Genomic DNA, 18,494 nt, shown 5'->3' on the forward strand with positions numbered 1-18,494 from the left:
TTTGTTAAAATAATACATAATAGAAATATGGACATTAAAAAGGAATTCAGAGATTTCTCTGTAAAACATTTAGGAAACAACGGTCTGGTTACCGATCAGTATATGGGAATGTATGGCCCAACGAATCTTACCCCGTACATCATGGAAGAAAGAAGATTGAACGTTGCTCAGATGGACGTTTTCTCCCGTCTGATGATGGACAGGATTATCTTCCTGGGAACAGGTATTGATGATCAGGTAGCGAATATCGTTACGGCACAGCTTTTATTCCTTGAAAGTGCAGACCCTTCAAAAGATATTCAGATTTATATCAACTCTCCGGGTGGTAGTGTATATGCAGGTTTAGGTATTTATGACACCATGCAGATCATCAAGCCTGATGTAGCTACAATCTGTACAGGGATGGCAGCATCAATGGGAGCAGTACTACTGGTGGCAGGTGAAAAAGGAAAACGTTCTGCACTGAAGCACTCAAGAGTAATGATCCACCAGCCTTCAGGAGGAGCACAGGGTGTTGCTTCTGACATGGAGATCAACCTTAGAGAGATGTTGAAACTGAAGCAGGAGCTATATGAAATCATCGCGCACCACTCAGGCCAGACCTACGATTGGGTTGAAAAATCTTCTGACAGAGATTACTGGATGACTTCTGAAGAAGCTAAAGGCTACGGAATGGTAGATGAGGTACTTCAGAGAGCAGCTGAGAAAAAATAATTGATTGTAAAATCACAGAAACCGCACCCATCTGGTGCGGTTTTTTTATGATCTGCAAAATTTTGATTCTGTTATTAAAGGTTTAGATTCCTACGGAATGACCATTTGGGGTAAACCATTATTTCAATTGGGTCATTCCGTAGGAATCCGGCTGGTATTGCATTATCAGAATATGGGAAAGCTACAACACTGATTTCCTATTTTTTAACAATTTTATGTATCGTAGAACGATCATTTGTTTTAATCTCAACGAAATAAATTCCTGTCTGTAATGATTGAATATCAATTTTAGTCATCTGGGAAGTCATCACTTTCTGTCCTGTTACAGAATAAATATTCACCTCCTTAAGCTTTTCAGTGGTTTCGATCTGAATAACATCACTGGCGGGATTAGGATAAATACTGAATTTTTTCTTATTCACATCCGAAACTCCCAGCATTGCATCAGCTGCTTCTGCAGGCGTGAAAGGTCTTCTTTCTCCAAAGCTCAGTCCAAGCCAATCGTTGTTTGCCAGTTGAACCTGAGACAGATTATCCTTCGTTTGCCAGCTTGATAAATCTTTTCCTTTGTATACTTTCCAGCTGTCAGTTCCTGAAGAATTTCCGGTAAAGCTGTTTAATGACAGGGTGGAAATTTGACTGTTAGCTGTGGTAAAATTAAAATACGGAGCCTGGGCCTGAATTAACTGTAGAGCCTGCTCAGCGGTTAATGTACCGTTGTATTTGATCCCAAAAACGAAAGAATGCGCATTGCCGTTAGCATTATCTGTCCCGAAATCAATAACGACAAGGCTTTTATGAGTTCCGGTTCCGATCCAGTTGGTGATCTGAGATGAGGTATACCATTGGGAACTATAGGCAGGGACAGGGGTGGATGGGGGAATATCCATATCATCCAGACCATATTTAATACCAAACCATAATCCGTCTATTAAATCAACATAACCTGCACCATTATTGTTATTCGACATATTTTCTGCATCTGAACCTATCCAGGGTATCCAGGAATCATTAGTACCTGGAGTATGGTGGTTGTATTTGAAGCTGTAGAGAAACCCTGATAAAATATCAGCTTCCATGTTAGGTTCTGCTGATATAATAGCATTCATCATATCTTCTGCTTTTAAATTATCAGCATCAAAGCGATATCCCCATGCATAAGAATTGGGGGTTGTATCGTCATTGAAATCGGCAATGAAATAAGCCTTTTTAGAACCGGTTCCTACCCAGAATTTAATGTCGTTTTCTGTAAACTGGGCCGACAACAACTGCATACAAAGCAGTAAGAAAAAAAAATAGATTTTTCTCATGATATTATTAAATTAAAGTTTTATTCCCGAAACTTATGGCAGAAAAAAGAACCTGTCTTTGTTCCCCGGATTTTAAACAGTGTCCTAAGGCAGGTCTCCTGGCTCACATCCTTTAGCAGCCTTCCCGGAAATTGATCCAGTGGCAAAAATGCTAGAGGTGAAACGGTTTACAGTTGCGGGTACAGCTCAAGAATTGAATAATATTCTCACTTGATTCCCTATTAATGAACAGTGTTCAACCTTAAAACGCCGCAAATATATCATATAAATTTTTGGTACTCCTTTTGTGAATTATTGATCCGTTTCCTGTTGTAGAAAATTATAATAAGCATTTATAGTGCTGTATTTTTTAAATTAATAAGGAATTTGATATTGTGTTTTTATTTCCGGATTCTGATACCGGTTATTATTGTTGATGTTGAATTCATTTTGCAGGCTCTATTGTTAAAGTACAATTATCATTGTATTCAAGATCAGTTTATAATCAATTTATACTTTCGCAGCCATAAAAGAAAATATGAAAAAGTTACTTTTATCTGTTTTGATGCTGGCTGCATTGGCATCATGTAACGACAATGATACGGTAAACAATCCGGATACTGATATCAATTACTCAAGACTTCCCCAGGAATTTCCTTTTACCAAATTGGCAACAATCAATGGAGTAGACGTGATCAATGGTGGGTTTGGTTCAGGAGCGGCGGCACATCCTACCCGAAAAGGAGAATTTTATGTGATTACAGACCGTGGCCCGAATACTGATTATCTGAACGGAAAAAAATTCCTGACACCCAATTTCACGCCAACCATTATGCATTTTAAGATCAATGCAGACGGGAATGTGGAGGTTATTAAATATATTAAACTTAAAAACCCGGGAGGACAGCCTATTACTGGGCTTCCGAACCCTGTGGGAATGGGCAGTACAGGAGAAGTTCCTTATGATGCTTCCGGAAATGTTCTGGGTACGGATAAATACGGATTGGACAGTGAAAGTATTGTTGCTGCACCGGATGGTACATTCTGGGTTTCTGACGAATATGGCCCTCATATTGTACATTACAATGCTGACGGGATTGAACTGGAAAGAATAAGTCCGGTTGGGGTAAATACAGGCCCGAGAAAATTACCTGCAGTTTTAGCCAAAAGAAGAGCCAACAGAGGAATGGAAGGTCTTTGTATGACACCGGATGGAAAAACCCTGGTAGGTACCATGCAATCGATGATGTTTGTCCCTACTAAAGCGTTGGCAACCAATACAACCCTGATAAGAATTGTGACATTTGATATCAGTACCGGGCAGACCAGACAGTTTCTATATAAACAGGATGGTGGAGCTTCCGATTCCGTTTGTGATATTACCGCACTGAGCAATACTGAATTTTTAGTGATCGAAAGGGATGGAAATTTCGGTTCACAGGGAGGAATCAAAAAAGTATACAGAATCAACCTTGCCAATGCCACAGATGTAAACGGGACTGACATCAATGCTGTGAACGGAAAAGAAATAAACGGAAAGGCTCTGGAGCAATGCTCATGGGATGAAATTACCAATGCCGGAATAAAACCTGTTTCCAAAACCCTGGCCGTGGATCTGGTTAAAAAGTTAGGGTATGAGCATGATAAATTTGAAGGAATTGTTTATTTAGGAAACAATAAACTGGCGGTTTTCAATGATGATGATTTCGGAGTTGTAGATGATGGAAACGGAAATCCCAAAGCAAAAATTCTGCCTAAAACAGGAAAGGTGGATAAAGGAACAATGTATGTAGTCGATATTCAATAATTAGATTTTTTTAACGGAAACGGCGGAATCGAAGATTCCGCCGTTTTTTATTGATAGTCTTTTTTATTTCTTACTCCTCCAAAGAGGAATCTGTACATTAAAAATGCCTGTACCAAAACGTTCCCTATAAATATCAATATCGCCTGATAAGTGGGGATAAGAGCATAGAAGGGCAGCGATTTATTAAACAGAACTGCCGGAAATAGCGCCAGAACCTTGATCAGGGCCAATGGATAATTCAGGAACTCAGGCTTTAAACCTATCATAAACTGATCATAGATAAAGACATAAATCAAATCAAATAAAAGAAGTCCGAAGAATATTATACTGAATCTTTTTATGTTCATCCGATGGAAAGTCTTTATGAGTTAAAAGCTTCAATGATCTTCGAGAAGTCTTCTAATTTTAAAGCAGCACCTCCAATAAGCCCTCCGTCAATATCAGGCTGGGAGAAGATCTCTTTTGCATTGTCCGGCTTTACAGATCCACCGTAAAGGATTGAAACTTCATCTGCCGTTTCCTGACCGTATTTTGCCGCAATAATATTTCTGATGTGTGCATGAATTTCCTGAGCCTGCTCCGGTGTTGCCGTTTCTCCGGTTCCGATAGCCCAAACCGGTTCGTAGGCGATTACCACTTTTCTGATCTCTTCAGCAGAAAGAGTGAAAAGAGCTTCTTCTGTCTGGCTTTTTACCACTTCAAGGTGCTGTCCGGCCTTTCTTTGATCAAGAGTTTCCCCGTTACAATAGACAGGAATAAGCCCCTTATCCAATGCCAGCTTAATCTTTTTGTTACACTGGGCATCTGTTTCACCGTGGTATTGTCTTCTCTCAGAGTGACCGATCAGTGAACCTGTTGCGTCGATAGACTCTAACATATCTGCAGAAATTTCTCCGGTGTAAGCACCGCTTTCATGCTCGCTCATATCCTGGGAAAATACTCCGATCTCATCCTTTTCAAAGATATCTTTGGCCATCATCAGATACAGAGACGGGGGAGCGATCCAAACCTCGCAGTTGGTAGAAGTGTTGTTTTTATAGCTTAGTAACTGAATCATCAATTGTTGTGCATCAATTACATTTTTGTTCATTTTCCAGTTGCCTGCAACTATTTTTCTTCTCATAATTATTTCTTATTTAATCTTCGTTTATTTTTGTGTCAGTAAAAACATAGGTGTTGTCCTTTTTTCCCATCATTTCGACAGATTGAAATTTCACATCACCATTAGCCAGTACTTCATAATTATAAATGTCTGTCACATTATCTGTTTTATGAAGTTCATAATATTTCCCGTTTTGAGTCCACCAGCTGCCGTTTTCCGTTTCCTGTACCACACTGCCGTCTGCGTTGATGGCAACAAACATCAGAATGCTTTTACCTTTTTCCAGCCTGCATGATACCCAATATTTTGAAACTCCTTCCATCTGCTGATTGACTTCAGAGCCTTTGTAACATCCCATGACTTTTGGATCATATTCCTTTTTTTGAGCTGTTAACCCTGCTGCTATAGAAAACAGGGATAAAACAAGTAATTTTTTCATAGATTATTTATTAATTCCTTCCAGTTTAAACATGAATGCATATACCAATGCGATATCCTTCAGGTAATCAAACCTTCCGGAAGCACCGCCATGACCGTAGTCCATATCGGTTTTTAGCAATAATACATTTTTATCCGTTTTCATATCTCTCAGTTTCGCCACCCATTTTGCAGGCTCGAAATACTGTACCTGAGAATCATGAAGACCTGTTGTTACCAGTAGGTTAGGATAGTTTTTCTTTTCTATATTTTCGTAGGGCGAATAAGATTTCATATAGAAATAGGCCTCTTTATTATTCGGATTTCCCCATTCGTCATATTCATTGGTCGTAAGCGGAATACTTGTATCCAGCATGGTATTGACAACATCTACGAAAGGTACCTGAGAGATCACTCCGTTCCACAGCTCAGGGCTCATATTGGCTATGGCACCCATCAGTAATCCGCCGGCACTTCCTCCCTGGGCATACAGATGCTTTGGAGAGGTATATTTTTCTTTTACCAGATATTCTCCGGCATCAATGAAATCGGTAAACGTATTTTTCTTTTTCATCATTTTACCGTCCTCATACCATTGTCTGCCCATTTCCTGTCCGCCACGGATATGAGCAATAGCATAGGCAAAACCTCTGTCGAGAAGACTCAGCCTGTTACTGCTGAAAGTTGCATCCATAGAACTTCCGTAGGAGCCGTATGCATAAAGAAGCAATGGATTTTTACCATCCTTTTTAAACCCTTTTTTATAAACAATGGAAATCGGAATTCTGGTACCGTCCTTTGCAGTGGCAAAAAGCCTTTCAGTGGTATAATCGTCTTTCTGATACCCTCCCAGAACTTCCTGCTGCTTTAATAATGTTCTTTTTCCGGTCTTTAAATCCTGTTCATACTGAGAACCTGGAGTAATCATGGAAGTATATCCGAAACGGAAATTATCAGTATTGTATTCAGGATTTGCTGACGGATAAACCGTATAAGCGGCTTCATCAAACTTCAGGAACTCTTTTTTTCCTGTTTGTCTGTCATAGATCACCAGCTGGGTCAGTCCGTTCTGTCTTTCGCTGAAAACAAGATAGTTTTTGAATGCAGAAACATCCTCCATCAGCACATCTTTTCTGTGCGGGATAAAATCTTTCCAGTTTTCGATGCCGGTTTTATCCAAAGGAACCTCCACCACTTTGAAGTTGAGGGCATCCTTATTGGTCGTTACCAAAAATTTATCTTCCAGAGAAGTCACGTTATACAATACGTTCTTTATTCTGGGCTGGAAAACTTTGAAGTTTCCATTGGGATCATTGGCATCCAGATACCTTGTTTCAGAAGAAGTGGTAGCACTGGATTCGATCAGGATAAACTTGTTGTTTTTGGTCTTTCCTACACCAATATAGTTGGTTTTATCCTTTTCCTCATATACCAGAACATCTTTTGCGGAATCTGTTCCCAGTGTATGTCTGAAGATCTTTTCCGTTAAAAGGGTTTCAGGATTTTTGGAGGTATAGAAAATTGTTTTGTTATCGTTGGCCCATGTTGCAGAACCTGTTGTATTTTTTATCCCGAGATCAGTTGTTTTTCCGGTAGAAAGATCTTTTAAGAATAGCTTGTACTGCCTTCTCGAAACATCATCCACTCCGTAGATCATTTTAGTATTGTCAGGGCTTATGCTGAAGCCTGCTGCGGCATAATAAGGATGTCCTTCCGCCATCTTGTCTACATCCAGAAGTACTTCTTCCGGAGCAGTAAGGCTGCCTTTTTTTCTACAATATTTAAAATACTGTTTTCCTGCTTCTGTACGGCTGTAGTAATGATAACCGTTTTTGAAAACAGGCACAGACTCATCCTTTTCCTTGATTCTGGCCTTCATTTCCTGGAACAGCTTCTCTCTGAAAGGTTCAGTATCTTTCATCATACCTTCCCAATAGGAATTTTCGGCCTTTAAATAGTCAACGACTTTGGTAGAGTCTTTTCCTTTTTTAAAATAATCAATCATCCAGTAATAAGGATCATTGACCTTATCGCCGTGGATTTCTCTAATGTGTTCCTGCTTTTCTGCAACAGGAGCCTTCAGGTTTGGAAATTGCTGAGACTGAAATGTAGATGCACTCATTACTAATAATCCTAGATAAATTTTTTTCATGGTTTTTTTATTAGAATTGAGGTTTTATGACAAACCCCATAGGTTTTTAAGAAGAATGTAAAATGTATGCTCTTCATCCGTTACCTTATGATCTGCTTTGATCAGCGATTTTGCAAATTCTGCAAATTTTACACGCTCATCTTCGGTAGAATCTTCGTGGAAGCATCTTGCATGAAACTCAAAATGGTCTTTCCATTCTTCAGGCTGTAAAAGAGCCAGGGTTTCAAGCTCATTGTCAAGATTCATCCTGAACGGGAATTCATCGGCCAGATATTGCTGTACAAGCATTCCTTCCTCAGGAGCAAACTCTCCGTCTACAGAAGAAAGGATCATTAGTAAGTGATAACCGGCGATTGATTTATTTGATTTTTGCATAAGTATTATAATTAAGTTTAGTGTTTAACGTTGATGATCAGCTCTGTGGATTGATATTGATATTCCGGCCTTTGTTCCGGTATTATTTAACGTAATCTTTAGCAGGCTGCTTGTCAATGATTTTACCCTTTTCCAGGATCAGAACAAACGGGTTGCTTCTTGCTATTGTTTTGATGGCAGTTCCGTCCATCATGGCATTTTTGATTGTTTTAAAAGTATTCGGGTCTGTAGAAATTCCATAGATTAATGCTCCTTTCTGCGTGTTTACTTTGGCCTCCACTTTTTGAAGCAGTTCAGCCGGAACCTCTTTTGGATGGTAGGAAAAAACCAATACGGCTTTTGGCGCATTAATGATCTCTTCCGTAAGTTCCATTCCTGAAGGATTTTCAATTTTAAATTTTACGATCTCAGATTTGTAACCTTCTTTCGTCAGTACAGATTCATTTTTTCCTTCTTCAATTTTCCATGGCGATCCTTCTTCCCAGTATTTTGTTTCTTTGATATAATCATCCTGATTGATTCTGATAACTTCCCCGGTTTTCTGATTTTTCAGAGAATAAAAGGTCTTATATTCAGAAGGGTTTTTACTTATTTTCAGCTTTTCTCCTCTGATGTCGGTTCCTATTTTGTAATCACGGAAATCAATGATCGGTTCATGCATAATGCCCTGAGCCATAATGTAAATCATGACCAATGAAAAAATACCCAGAAGAGCATATTTCAATTTGCTGGAAGACTCTTTTCTGCTCACTCCGTATTCGTCCTTTTTACGGAACTCTTTTCTATACATTACAAACAGAAGGATAAGCCCTGCTAAAAGAGCCACATCTTTGAAAAAGCTCTGCCATGGTGTGAATTTGATCGCATCGCCGAAACATCCGCAATCCGTTACCACATTGAAGTAAGCCGAATAAAAAGTAAGAAATCCGAAGAATACACAGAGAGCGATTAAAAATGATAAGGTAAATTTAAGCTTTAATTTCAGCAGCAGCATAAACCCGAGGAAAAGCTCAAGCACCACTACAATGATTGAAAACAGCAGGGCAAATTTTTCAAAAAACGGCATATTAAAGACCGCAGGAGAAAAATATTCCTCCATTTTGAAAGAAAATCCTACCAGATCCACAGCTTTTACAAAGCCTGAAAGGATGAAAATAACTGCAATAATAAAGCGTAATAAACCTTTGATCATATTAAATAGTTTTGGGTTCGAATTGATTGTTTTTTTCAGAGAATTTAATCAGACAGAAAACGGCATAGTTCAGCATATCGAAATAGTTGGCATCAAGACCTTCAGAAACGATGGTTTTCCCCTGGTTGTCTTCAATCTGTTTGGTTCTCAGTACTTTTTGATAAATAAGATCTGTGATGGATGAAATTCTCATATCCCTCCATGCCTCACCGTAATCATGATTTTTTCTTTCCATTAAAGCCTTGGCTTCACCGGAATATTTATCGTACAGGCTTAAAATTTCTTCCTTATTTTCATTAAAGTCATTGGCAAGCCCCTTTTCAAGCTGAATAAGTCCAATGATAGAATAGTTGACAATGGCGACGAATTCATCTTCTTCACTTTCATCCACCATCTTTTTATCGGTCATCTGCAGCGTACGGATTCTGTTGACTTTGATGTAAATCTGATCCGTTATGGAACTCGGCCTTAAAACCCTCCATGCCGCACCGTAATCCTGTAATTTTTTACTGAAAAGATCACGGCACTGACTGATAACTTCCCCGAATTGTACTGATGTTTTTAGCATAAATTTTCTTAATCTTCCAAATATACGAATTCGGTTTTAGATTTTTGAATTTGAGGAGGCGAGTTTGTGAGTGAGAGGGCTTGAGAGTAGGAGAGTAAGAAGTAAGAGCGTTTGAGGGTTGAAGAATAAAGAGGACTGGATTTCGGGGTGTAGTGTGGGGTGCTAACTTCTAACTTCCCGCCCATCATTTCTAATTTCCAGCTTCTAATTTCTCATTAAACACTCACAAATCACTAATTTTGCAGAATACAGAATCATTTATCAATTATCATTCATCAATTATAAACTCCCATGCTCTCCAACTCTTCAACTCTCCCACACTCAGACTCTCCAACCTATTCAATCAACTGCAATGGCCGCCTGGTACAGCTAGACACTCCAAAGATCATGGGAATTCTCAACCTTACTCCCGATTCTTTCTCTGACGGCGGAAAATTCAATAATGAAAATGCGGCATTGAAGCAGACCGAAAAACTTCTGAAAGATGGAGCTGAAATCATTGATATCGGTCCGCAGTCTACACGCCCCCATGCCAAATTTCTCAGCAGTGAAGAAGAAATAAACAGGATTGGAAATGTCATTTCCGGAATCAAAAAAGAATTTCCGGAAGCGTTGATATCGCTGGATACTTTTTATGCTGCTACTGTCAGGTTTGGGTTCAGTGAAGGAATCGATATCGTTAATGATATTTCAGGGGGGCAGTATGATACGGAAATGTTTGATACAGTGGCGGAAACAAAGCTTCCCTATATCCTTATGCACATCAATCCGTCTTATGAAACCATGCATGAGAAGATAAAATTTGAAGACATTACGCTGGAGGTCAATCGTTACTTTTCCGGGAAGGTGAATCTGCTTCGGGAAAAAGGAGTCAAAGACATTATTCTTGACCCCGGTTTCGGCTTTGGAAAAACCGTAGAAGACCAGATGAAAATGATCAGTGAAGTGGAATACCTTGGATTTGGAAGATTACCTTTACTCATAGGGATTTCAAGAAAATCATTTATCTATAAACCGCTTGGGAAATCACCGCTGGATATCAATGAAGAAACCCAGAAACTTCACCTGAAAGTATTGGAACAGGGAGCTAAAATTTTAAGAGTTCATGACGTCGCTGAAGCAAAGGAAACACTTACTCACTTTTTGTTAAAAAAATAAAAAGTGTTAAAAAAACTTGTGAGTAATTAAAAAGTTTATACATTTGCAACATGAATTTTACGAATCAGAAAAATATTATTGTCATTTCTATTGCAGCTGTTGTCATTTACAACAGTAAGGAAACGGCATTTTAAAAATAGATTTTTAATTTAAATTATATATAAGCCGTTTCATTTTTGAAGCGGCTTTTTTTAATTTTTATTTGTACAGCATATGTATCAGTTATTAGCAGTAATTATTATCGTCATTATTATTCCCTTGCGTCTGTGAGAAGGAAAGTGTATGACTGTACATATATTGAGCCCTCTCACAGCGTGAGAGGGCTTTTTTTATTCCCATTTATTAAATTTTAACCCCCATATAACATGTATTACAACGACGACACGATCATCTATTTTGACGGAAACTTTATGAAAGCAAAAGAAGCGGGAACTGATCTTTACGGGCAGTCACTCCACTACGGATACTCTGTGTTTGAAGGCATTAAATCCTACCGCACAGAAAACGGAACAGCAATCTTTAAAGCAAAAGAACATTATGAAAGACTCAAAAGATCAGCAGAACTGATGCATATCCCTTTCGATTACTCCGTAGAACAGCTTACAGAACTTACGTATGAGCTTTTGGAACGAAACGGATTCACAGATGCCTATATCCGACCGTTGGTGACCTGCTCCCCGAATATGTCTCTGTCAAAAGGAAAACAGTCTTATCTCTCCCTGTTGGCCTGGGAATGGAATAACGGATATCTCGCCGATAAAATGAAGATCATGACTTCAGACTTTCAGCGGCCCAACCCTAAAGCCTTCAAGGTAGAAGCCAAAGTAGGCGGGCACTATGTCAATTCCATTCTGGCTTGTCAGGATGCTAAAGATAAAGGATATGACGAAGCCCTTGTTCTGGATGAAAACGGAAATGTAGCTGAAAGTTCGGGAGCCAATGTATTCTACGAAAAAGACGGAATGCTGTTTACCCCTGCAAAAGGAAGCATTCTTCCCGGAATCACGAGGCAGACGGTCTTTGAGATCTGTAACGAGCTGAGTATTCCAGTAAAAGAAGAGTTCTTTTCACCGGAAGAAATGAGAGGGGCCGATGCAGGATTTTTCTGCGGAACAGCCGCTGAGATCGTTGCCCTGGATTCTCTTGATGATGTTCCTTTTACCAAAAACTGGGATGATACCGCAAGTGCTCTTGTACAGCAGGCTTATCAGAAAAGAGTAAGAGTTTTGTCATTGTAAATTTTAAAAATTTAAACAATTGATTTTCAATTAAATAAATCTGTTTTTCAAACGGTTGGATATTGTAGTTTTCGGGAAATTTGAAAATGATAAAAATATAACAAGCTGTAGTTTTGGGTCGGAATTAAGCAAAGACTTCATTATAAAAACAGGATAAAGAAAAGCAAATGCAGGATAATATGTTAAATAAATATTCAAAAACATTTACACAGAACAGCGAACAGCCCGCCGCAAAAGCCATGTTATACGGGATAGGTTTTACAGAAGAAGATATGCATAAAGCCCAGGTCGGAATTGCAAGCATGGGCTATGACGGGAATACCTGTAATATGCATCTTAACGATCTGGCAAAAATGGTCAAAAAAGGAACCTGGAGTCATGGCCTGGCCGGATTGATATTCAATACAATCGGTGTAAGTGACGGGATGAGCAACGGGACAGAAGGAATGCGCTATTCTTTAGTAAGCCGTGATGTGATCGCCGACAGCATTGAAGCGATCTGCGGAGCACAATACTACGACGGTCTTATCGCACTGCCGGGATGTGACAAAAATATGCCGGGAACCATTATGGCCATGGGAAGACTGAACAGACCTTCCATCATGGTATATGGCGGAACCATTGCTCCGGGATGCTATAAAGGAGAACAGCTCAATATTGTTTCTGCTTTTGAAGCTTTAGGTAAAAAAATCGCGGGCGAGATTTCTGAGGAAGATTTTGATGGCGTTGTAAAAAATTCATGCCCGGGTGCAGGAGCCTGTGGCGGAATGTACACTGCCAATACAATGGCTTCAGCAATAGAAGCGTTGGGGATGAGTCTGCCATATTCCTCTTCCAATCCTGCTTTAAGCAAAGAAAAACAGGAAGAATGCCATGAAGCAGGAAAATACTTGAAAATATTATTGGAAAAAGATATCAAACCCTCCGATATCATGACCCGTAAAGCTTTTGAAAATGCATTACGGCTGATTGTAATCCTCGGAGGAAGTACCAATGCTGTCCTGCATTTTATAGCGATGGCTAAAAGTGTAGGAGTACAGGTTACCCAGGATGATTTTCAAAAGATGAGCGACTGTACACCGGTTCTGGCAGATCTTAAACCCAGCGGAAAATACCTGATGCAGGACCTTCATGAGCATGGTGGAACCCCTGCGGTGATGAAATACCTTTTACAGGAAGGACTTCTGCACGGTGAATGCCTTACAGTGACAGGAAAAACATTGGCAGAAAATCTGGAAAATGTTCCGGATCTGGATTTCAATACGCAGAAAATTATAAAACCTCTTTCAGAGCCGGTAAAAGAGACCGGACATTTGAGAATACTGTATGGCAATCTTGCCGAAAAAGGAAGTGTAGCTAAAATTACAGGGAAAGAAGGAGAACGTTTTGCCGGAAAAGCCCGGGTATTTGACGGCGAGAAAAATCTCATCAGGGGAATTCAGGATGGAACCGTACAGAAAGGTGACGTCATTGTCATCCGCAATGAAGGCCCGAAAGGAGCTCCGGGAATGCCGGAAATGCTGAAACCTACCAGCGCTTTGATAGGAGCAGGGCTGGGAAGCAGTGTTGCCCTGATCACAGATGGCCGGTTCAGTGGAGGAACCCATGGCTTCGTAGTGGGACATATCAGCCCTGAAGCTTATGAAGGAGGCTTGATTGCTTTTGTAGAAAATGATGACCTTATCGAAATAGATGCTGTCAACAATACCATACAGCTTAAAGTTTCAGAAGAAGAAATCAAAAAACGAAAACAGGGCTGGCAAAAACCTTCACTGAAAGTACAGAAAGGATTACTCTATAAATATGCATTAACCGTATCATCAGCTGCTGAAGGCTGTGTAACGGATGAAATCTCATAATCACAATATCATGGAGCATTTAAACAGATCTAATGAAACAGAACTTAGCGGAAGCCGGATCATTCTGGAAGCTTTTATTCAGGAAGGTGTAAAAACGGTTTTCGGGTATCCGGGAGGAGCCATCATTCCCATTTATGATGCATTGTATGACTATAAGGAGCAGCTGGAACATATTCTGGTCCGCCATGAGCAGGCAGCAGTACACGCTGCACAAGGACTTGCGAGAGTTTCGGGCGAAGTAGGCGTTGTACTGGCAACCAGCGGGCCGGGAGCAACCAATCTGGTAACAGGTCTTGCAGATGCCTTACTGGACAATACCCCTTTGGTATGCATCACAGGTCAGGTCTTTGAGCACCTTTTGGGTACCGATGCCTTTCAGGAGATTGATGTGATGAATATTACAAGCCCTGTCACCAAATGGAATTACCAGGTTACAGATGCCCATGAGCTTCCCGAAGTGCTGGCAAAAGCGTTCTACATTGCAAAATCAGGACGTCCGGGACCTGTGCTTATTGATGTTACCAAAAATGCCCAGTTACAGCATATTCTGTTCAGAGGATATTCCCCATGCTACTCATTAAGGAGCTATAATCCCGATCCCAAACCTGATATGGAAAATATCGAAAAAGCCGCCGCTCTGATTAATTATGCAGAGAAACCTTTTGTGATTGCCGGACAGGGAATTATGCTGGGAAAAGCAGAAAAAGAGTTTTTGAATTTTGCCGAGAAATCAGGAATTCCGGTTGCCTGGACGGTTTTAGGAATGAGTGCCATTCCTACCGGTCATCCGCAAGCCGTAGGAATGGTAGGAATGCATGGAAATTACGGACCGAATGTTCTTACCAATGAATGTGATGTCCTGATTGCTGTCGGGATGCGCTTTGATGACAGGGTGACAGGAAAGCTGGACCAGTATGCGAAGCAGGCAAAAATCGTTCACCTGGATATTGACAGGGCAGAGATTGATAAAAACGTAAAGGCAGATATTCCGGTACTGGGAAACTGTAAAGAAACGCTTCCGCTCCTTACGGATTTGATTGAGAAAAGAGATCACTCCGGATGGCATAAGAAGTTTACCTACTGTTTCGAAATTGAAGACAGCACGCTCATCAGGAAAGAATTATATCCGCTGGAAGGAGAAATTACAATGGGTGAAGTGATCCGGCGCCTTAATGATATCACAGACGGGGAAGCCGTGATTGTAACGGATGTAGGCCAGCACCAGATGGCTACCTGCAGGTATTCAAGCTTCAAACATTCCCGAACCAATGTGACAAGCGGCGGATTAGGTACAATGGGATTCTGTCTTCCGGCAGCAATAGGAGCCTCGTATGCGGAAACCGGCCGTAAAGTGATTGCTGTAATGGGTGATGGAGGAGCGCAGATGAATATACAGGAGCTGGGAACCATTATGCAGTACCGTCCCGATGTTAAGATCTTGATTCTCAACAATTGTTATCTGGGCATGGTAAGGCAATGGCAGGAACTGTTCCACGAGGAAAGATATTCGTCTGTAGATATTCAGAGTCCGGATTTTGTACAGGTAGCTAAAGGATATGGAATTGAAGGATGCAGGGTATCCGAACGGGAAGATCTTGACACTGCCCTGCACAGAATGCTGGATCATAAAGGAGCTTTTCTTCTTGAGGTGATGACCGGAAAAGAGCATAATGTATTTCCCATGATCCCACAGGGGAAAAGTGTTTCAGAGATTGTGCTGAATAATAAATTGTAAAAAATAAAAAGATGAGAACAGAACATAAAGAATATACCATTACGGCTTATACAGAAGACTATCTAGGACTGATCAGCAGGATCAATGCCATTTTTTCAAGAAGAAGAATTTCCATGGTGACCTTTAATGTGGGACCTTCTGAAACGGAACGTGTGAAAAAATTTGTCATCGTGATCCGGGAAACGGAAGAATCGGTACAGAAAATTACCAGACAAATGGAAAAACAGGTGGATGTACTGGAAGTGCATTATCATAAAAATCCATATTTCACGGCAATAGAGTTTGCCAACTAACAATACAGTTAAATCAAAAGAATAATAAATAAAATCAAAGAAAATGGCAAAATTGAATTTTGGAGGAGTAGAGGAAAACGTAGTAACAAGAGAAGAATTTCCATTAAAAAAAGCACAGGAAGTATTAAAAGATGAGGTGGTAGCTGTGATCGGCTATGGAGTACAGGGACCAGGGCAGGCACTGAATCAGAAAGATAACGGGATCAATGTCATTGTAGGGCAGAGAAAAAATTCAAAATCGTGGGACAAGGCTGTAGCAGACGGGTTTGTACCAGGCGAAACCCTGTTTGAAATTGAAGAGGCCCTGCAGAAAGGAACCATTATCTGCTACCTTTTGAGTGATGCTGCGCAGATCGAATACTGGCCAAAGGTAAAACAGCATCTTACCCCGGGGAAAGCACTGTATTTTTCCCACGGTTTCGGAATAACCTTTAACGAACGTACGGGGATTGTACCTCCGGCAGATGTGGATGTATTTCTGGTAGCACCTAAAGGATCAGGAACCTCACTGAGGAGAATGTTTCTTCAGAACAGAGGGCTGAACAGCAGTTTTGCCGTATATCAGGATGCTACAGGTAAAGCCAGGGACAGGGTAACTGCATTGGGAATAGCCATTGGAAGCGGTTATCTGTTTGAAACGGATTTTAAAAAAGAAGTATACAGTGATCTTGCAGGGGAAAGAGGAACCCTGATGGGCGCTGTACAGGGAATATTTGCTGCACAATATGATGTTTTGAGGAAAAACGGCCACAGCCCGTCCGAAGCCTTTAACGAAACCGTAGAAGAACTTACCCAATCATTAATGCCGCTAGTGGCTGAAAACGGTATGGACTGGATGTATGCCAACTGCAGTACAACCGCACAAAGAGGCGCCCTGGACTGGTGGAAACGCTTCAGAGATGCTACTTCTCCTTTATTTGAAGAACTGTATGATAATGTGGCAAAAGGGAATGAAGCCCAACGTTCTATCGACAGCAACAGCAAACCTGATTACAGAGAAAAGCTGGAAGCTGAACTGACAGAGCTGAGAGAAAGCGAAATGTGGAAAGCAGGAAAAACCGTACGAAGCCTCAGACCGGAAAACAATTAATATCCCTGGAAAATGATGAAAGAAGAAATAGGCTCTTCTGTACTGGAAGAGGTCTGTAAAGCTGAGGAAAGACTTAAAAATGTTGTTGTTAAAACACCTTTAGCCGTCAACAATAATCTTTCGGCTGTTTACGGAGCCAACATAAGCTTTAAAAGAGAAGATCTTCAGCAGGTAAGATCATACAAAATCAGAGGTGCTTATAATAAAATGGCAACGATGTCTCCGGAAAGCCTTGCGAAAGGAGTGGTTTGTGCAAGTGCAGGAAATCACGCCCAGGGAGTAGCTTTTGCATGCAGCAGGATGAAAGTGAATGGAACGATTTTCATGCCTTTGCCTACTCCCGGGCAGAAGCTGGAACAGGTAAAGATGTTCGGAGGAAGCTATATTGATGTAGTGCTGTATGGAGATACCTTTGATGAAGCAAAAAATGCCGCATTGAGGTTTTGTGATCAGCATGACGGAGTATTCATTCATCCGTTTGACGATCCTGCGATCATTGCAGGTCAGGCAACGGTAGGAATGGAAATCCTTGAACAGTCGGATGAACCTGTAGATTTTCTTTTTGTTCCCGTTGGAGGCGGAGGATTAGCGGCCGGAGTCTGTTCTGTGTTTGAAAAGCTTTCTCCGCACACCAAAATCATAGGAGTGGAACCATCAGCGGCGGCAAGTATGAAAAAAGCCATGGAAAAAGGCAAGCCCGTTCTTCTTGAAAAAATAAGCAGGTTTGTAGATGGTGCGGCAGTTCAGCAGGTGGGTGCCATCACTTTTGAACTGTGTAAGAATGCCTTATTTGATATGGTGACCGTAGATGAAGGCCTGGTATGCGAAACGATCTTATCGCTTTACAACAAAGATGCCATTGTAGCAGAGCCTGCGGGAGCACTCTCAGTAGCCGCTTTGGAAAAGTACAGAGACGAGATAAAAGGTAAAAATGTAGTATGCATCATCAGTGGAAGCAATAATGATATCACCCGTATGGAAGAAATCAAGGAAAAAGCTTTGCTGTATGCCGGCCTGAAGCATTATTTCCTGGTCAGATTTCCCCAGCGTCCCGGTGCGCTGAAAACTTTTGTGATGGAAGTGCTGGGGCCCGATGATGACATTACGTATTTTGAGTACACCCAAAAAAACTCAAAAGAAAAGGGAATTGCTGTGGTAGGAATTGCATTGAAACAGAACAGAGATTTCAGTCCGTTGATCAGTAAAATGAAACAATATGATTTTTTTGTCAATTACCTGAACAATGATCCGTCTCTGATGAACCTGCTTATTTAGAAAAGCTGGAGAAGTAGAGGGGCCGATTGAACCACAAAAGGCACAAACGTTTTTAATGCTTAAGTTATTTTAAGTGATATTTCTTGTGTATATTAAGTACACATAAGCCTTTGAAAATCTCTGATTTTCATTAAAAAAATCTGAGGAATCAGCTCAATCGGCGAGAGAGGTATCCGGTACGTTCATGATTCTAAAAACACAATGATGAAAAAAGAAGCTTCACAAATTTT

17 protein-coding genes and 1 riboswitch are annotated in these 18,494 nt (G+C 40.6%); of the genes, 9 read left to right on the forward strand and 8 right to left on the reverse strand.

What is annotated here, in order from left to right:
* Positions 1-27: 27 nt before the first annotated feature.
* Entirely contained in the window at positions 28-714 is a 687-nt protein-coding gene (clpP, locus tag BBI00_RS01255) for an ATP-dependent Clp endopeptidase proteolytic subunit ClpP (protein WP_065397058.1), read from the forward strand.
* Between the two features lie 197 nt (positions 715-911).
* On the opposite strand, the gene BBI00_RS01260 is transcribed toward clpP, so the two are convergent.
* Positions 912-2,024: a T9SS type A sorting domain-containing protein gene (locus tag BBI00_RS01260; RefSeq protein WP_083988395.1), complete on the reverse strand. Its 1,113-nt coding sequence runs from the start codon at positions 2,022-2,024 to the stop codon at positions 912-914.
* Between the two features lie 71 nt (positions 2,025-2,095).
* A riboswitch (cobalamin riboswitch) is annotated at positions 2,096-2,283 on the reverse strand.
* A gap of 258 nt (positions 2,284-2,541) precedes the next feature.
* Here BBI00_RS01260 and BBI00_RS01265 point away from each other — a divergent pair.
* Entirely contained in the window at positions 2,542-3,810 is a 1,269-nt protein-coding gene (locus BBI00_RS01265) for an esterase-like activity of phytase family protein (RefSeq protein ID WP_065397060.1), read from the forward strand.
* 47 nt (positions 3,811-3,857) lie between these two features.
* Here BBI00_RS01265 and BBI00_RS01270 read toward each other — a convergent pair whose 3' ends face one another.
* The 7 genes from BBI00_RS01270 to BBI00_RS01300 form a co-directional block, all read right to left on the reverse strand.
* A complete protein-coding gene (locus BBI00_RS01270; RefSeq protein ID WP_065397061.1) occupies positions 3,858-4,157 on the reverse strand; it encodes a hypothetical protein in 300 nt (99 codons plus the stop codon).
* A 14-nt stretch (positions 4,158-4,171) separates the two neighbouring features.
* A complete protein-coding gene (tpiA, locus tag BBI00_RS01275; protein WP_065397062.1) occupies positions 4,172-4,933 on the reverse strand; it encodes a triose-phosphate isomerase in 762 nt (253 codons plus the stop codon).
* A gap of 13 nt (positions 4,934-4,946) precedes the next feature.
* Entirely contained in the window at positions 4,947-5,351 is a 405-nt protein-coding gene (locus tag BBI00_RS01280) for a hypothetical protein (protein ID WP_065397063.1), read from the reverse strand.
* A gap of 3 nt (positions 5,352-5,354) precedes the next feature.
* Positions 5,355-7,481 (reverse strand): S9 family peptidase, encoded by a 2,127-nt coding sequence (locus BBI00_RS01285; protein ID WP_065397064.1) that lies wholly within the window; start codon positions 7,479-7,481, stop codon positions 5,355-5,357.
* A gap of 24 nt (positions 7,482-7,505) precedes the next feature.
* On the reverse strand, positions 7,506-7,856 hold the full coding sequence (locus tag BBI00_RS01290; RefSeq protein ID WP_065397065.1) for a TerB family tellurite resistance protein: 351 nt from the start codon (positions 7,854-7,856) through the stop codon (positions 7,506-7,508).
* An 82-nt stretch (positions 7,857-7,938) separates the two neighbouring features.
* Positions 7,939-9,048 carry a BT_3928 family protein gene (locus BBI00_RS01295; RefSeq protein ID WP_065397066.1) on the reverse strand — a complete coding sequence of 370 codons (1,110 nt, stop codon included), beginning with the start codon at positions 9,046-9,048 and terminating at the stop codon, positions 7,939-7,941.
* 1 nt (position 9,049) lies between these two features.
* Positions 9,050-9,616, reverse strand: coding sequence for a DUF1599 domain-containing protein (locus BBI00_RS01300; RefSeq protein ID WP_065397067.1), 567 nt, complete (start codon positions 9,614-9,616; stop codon positions 9,050-9,052).
* 291 nt (positions 9,617-9,907) lie between these two features.
* On the opposite strand from BBI00_RS01300, the gene folP reads away from it, so the two are divergent.
* The 7 genes from folP to ilvA all read left to right on the forward strand — a co-directional run bounded on the left by folP (position 9,908) and on the right by ilvA (position 18,264).
* Positions 9,908-10,774 (forward strand): dihydropteroate synthase, encoded by an 867-nt coding sequence (gene folP / locus BBI00_RS01305; RefSeq protein ID WP_065397068.1) that lies wholly within the window; start codon positions 9,908-9,910, stop codon positions 10,772-10,774.
* A 365-nt stretch (positions 10,775-11,139) separates the two neighbouring features.
* A complete protein-coding gene (gene ilvE, locus BBI00_RS01310) occupies positions 11,140-12,012 on the forward strand; it encodes a branched-chain-amino-acid transaminase (RefSeq protein ID WP_065397069.1) in 873 nt (290 codons plus the stop codon).
* Positions 12,013-12,191: 179 nt separating this feature from the next.
* Positions 12,192-13,871 carry a dihydroxy-acid dehydratase gene (gene ilvD / locus BBI00_RS01315; protein ID WP_185116311.1) on the forward strand — a complete coding sequence of 560 codons (1,680 nt, stop codon included), beginning with the start codon at positions 12,192-12,194 and terminating at the stop codon, positions 13,869-13,871.
* A gap of 10 nt (positions 13,872-13,881) precedes the next feature.
* The gene (gene ilvB, locus BBI00_RS01320; RefSeq protein ID WP_065399572.1) at positions 13,882-15,606 is read left to right on the forward strand and encodes a biosynthetic-type acetolactate synthase large subunit; all 1,725 of its coding nucleotides are present in this window, start codon (positions 13,882-13,884) and stop codon (positions 15,604-15,606) included.
* 11 nt (positions 15,607-15,617) lie between these two features.
* Positions 15,618-15,899, forward strand: a complete 282-nt coding sequence (locus BBI00_RS01325) for an ACT domain-containing protein (RefSeq protein ID WP_065397071.1) — start codon at positions 15,618-15,620, stop codon at positions 15,897-15,899.
* Positions 15,900-15,942: 43 nt separating this feature from the next.
* Complete coding sequence (ilvC, locus tag BBI00_RS01330) at positions 15,943-16,989, forward strand: ketol-acid reductoisomerase (RefSeq protein WP_065397072.1); 1,047 nt, start codon at positions 15,943-15,945, stop codon at positions 16,987-16,989.
* 12 nt (positions 16,990-17,001) lie between these two features.
* On the forward strand, positions 17,002-18,264 hold the full coding sequence (gene ilvA / locus BBI00_RS01335; RefSeq protein ID WP_083988396.1) for a threonine ammonia-lyase IlvA: 1,263 nt from the start codon (positions 17,002-17,004) through the stop codon (positions 18,262-18,264).
* The last annotated feature ends 230 nt before the right edge of the window (positions 18,265-18,494 follow it).

Origin of the sequence: Chryseobacterium arthrosphaerae, from assembly GCF_001684965.1 — a bacterium.
Lineage (GTDB): Bacteria > Bacteroidota > Bacteroidia > Flavobacteriales > Weeksellaceae > Chryseobacterium > Chryseobacterium arthrosphaerae.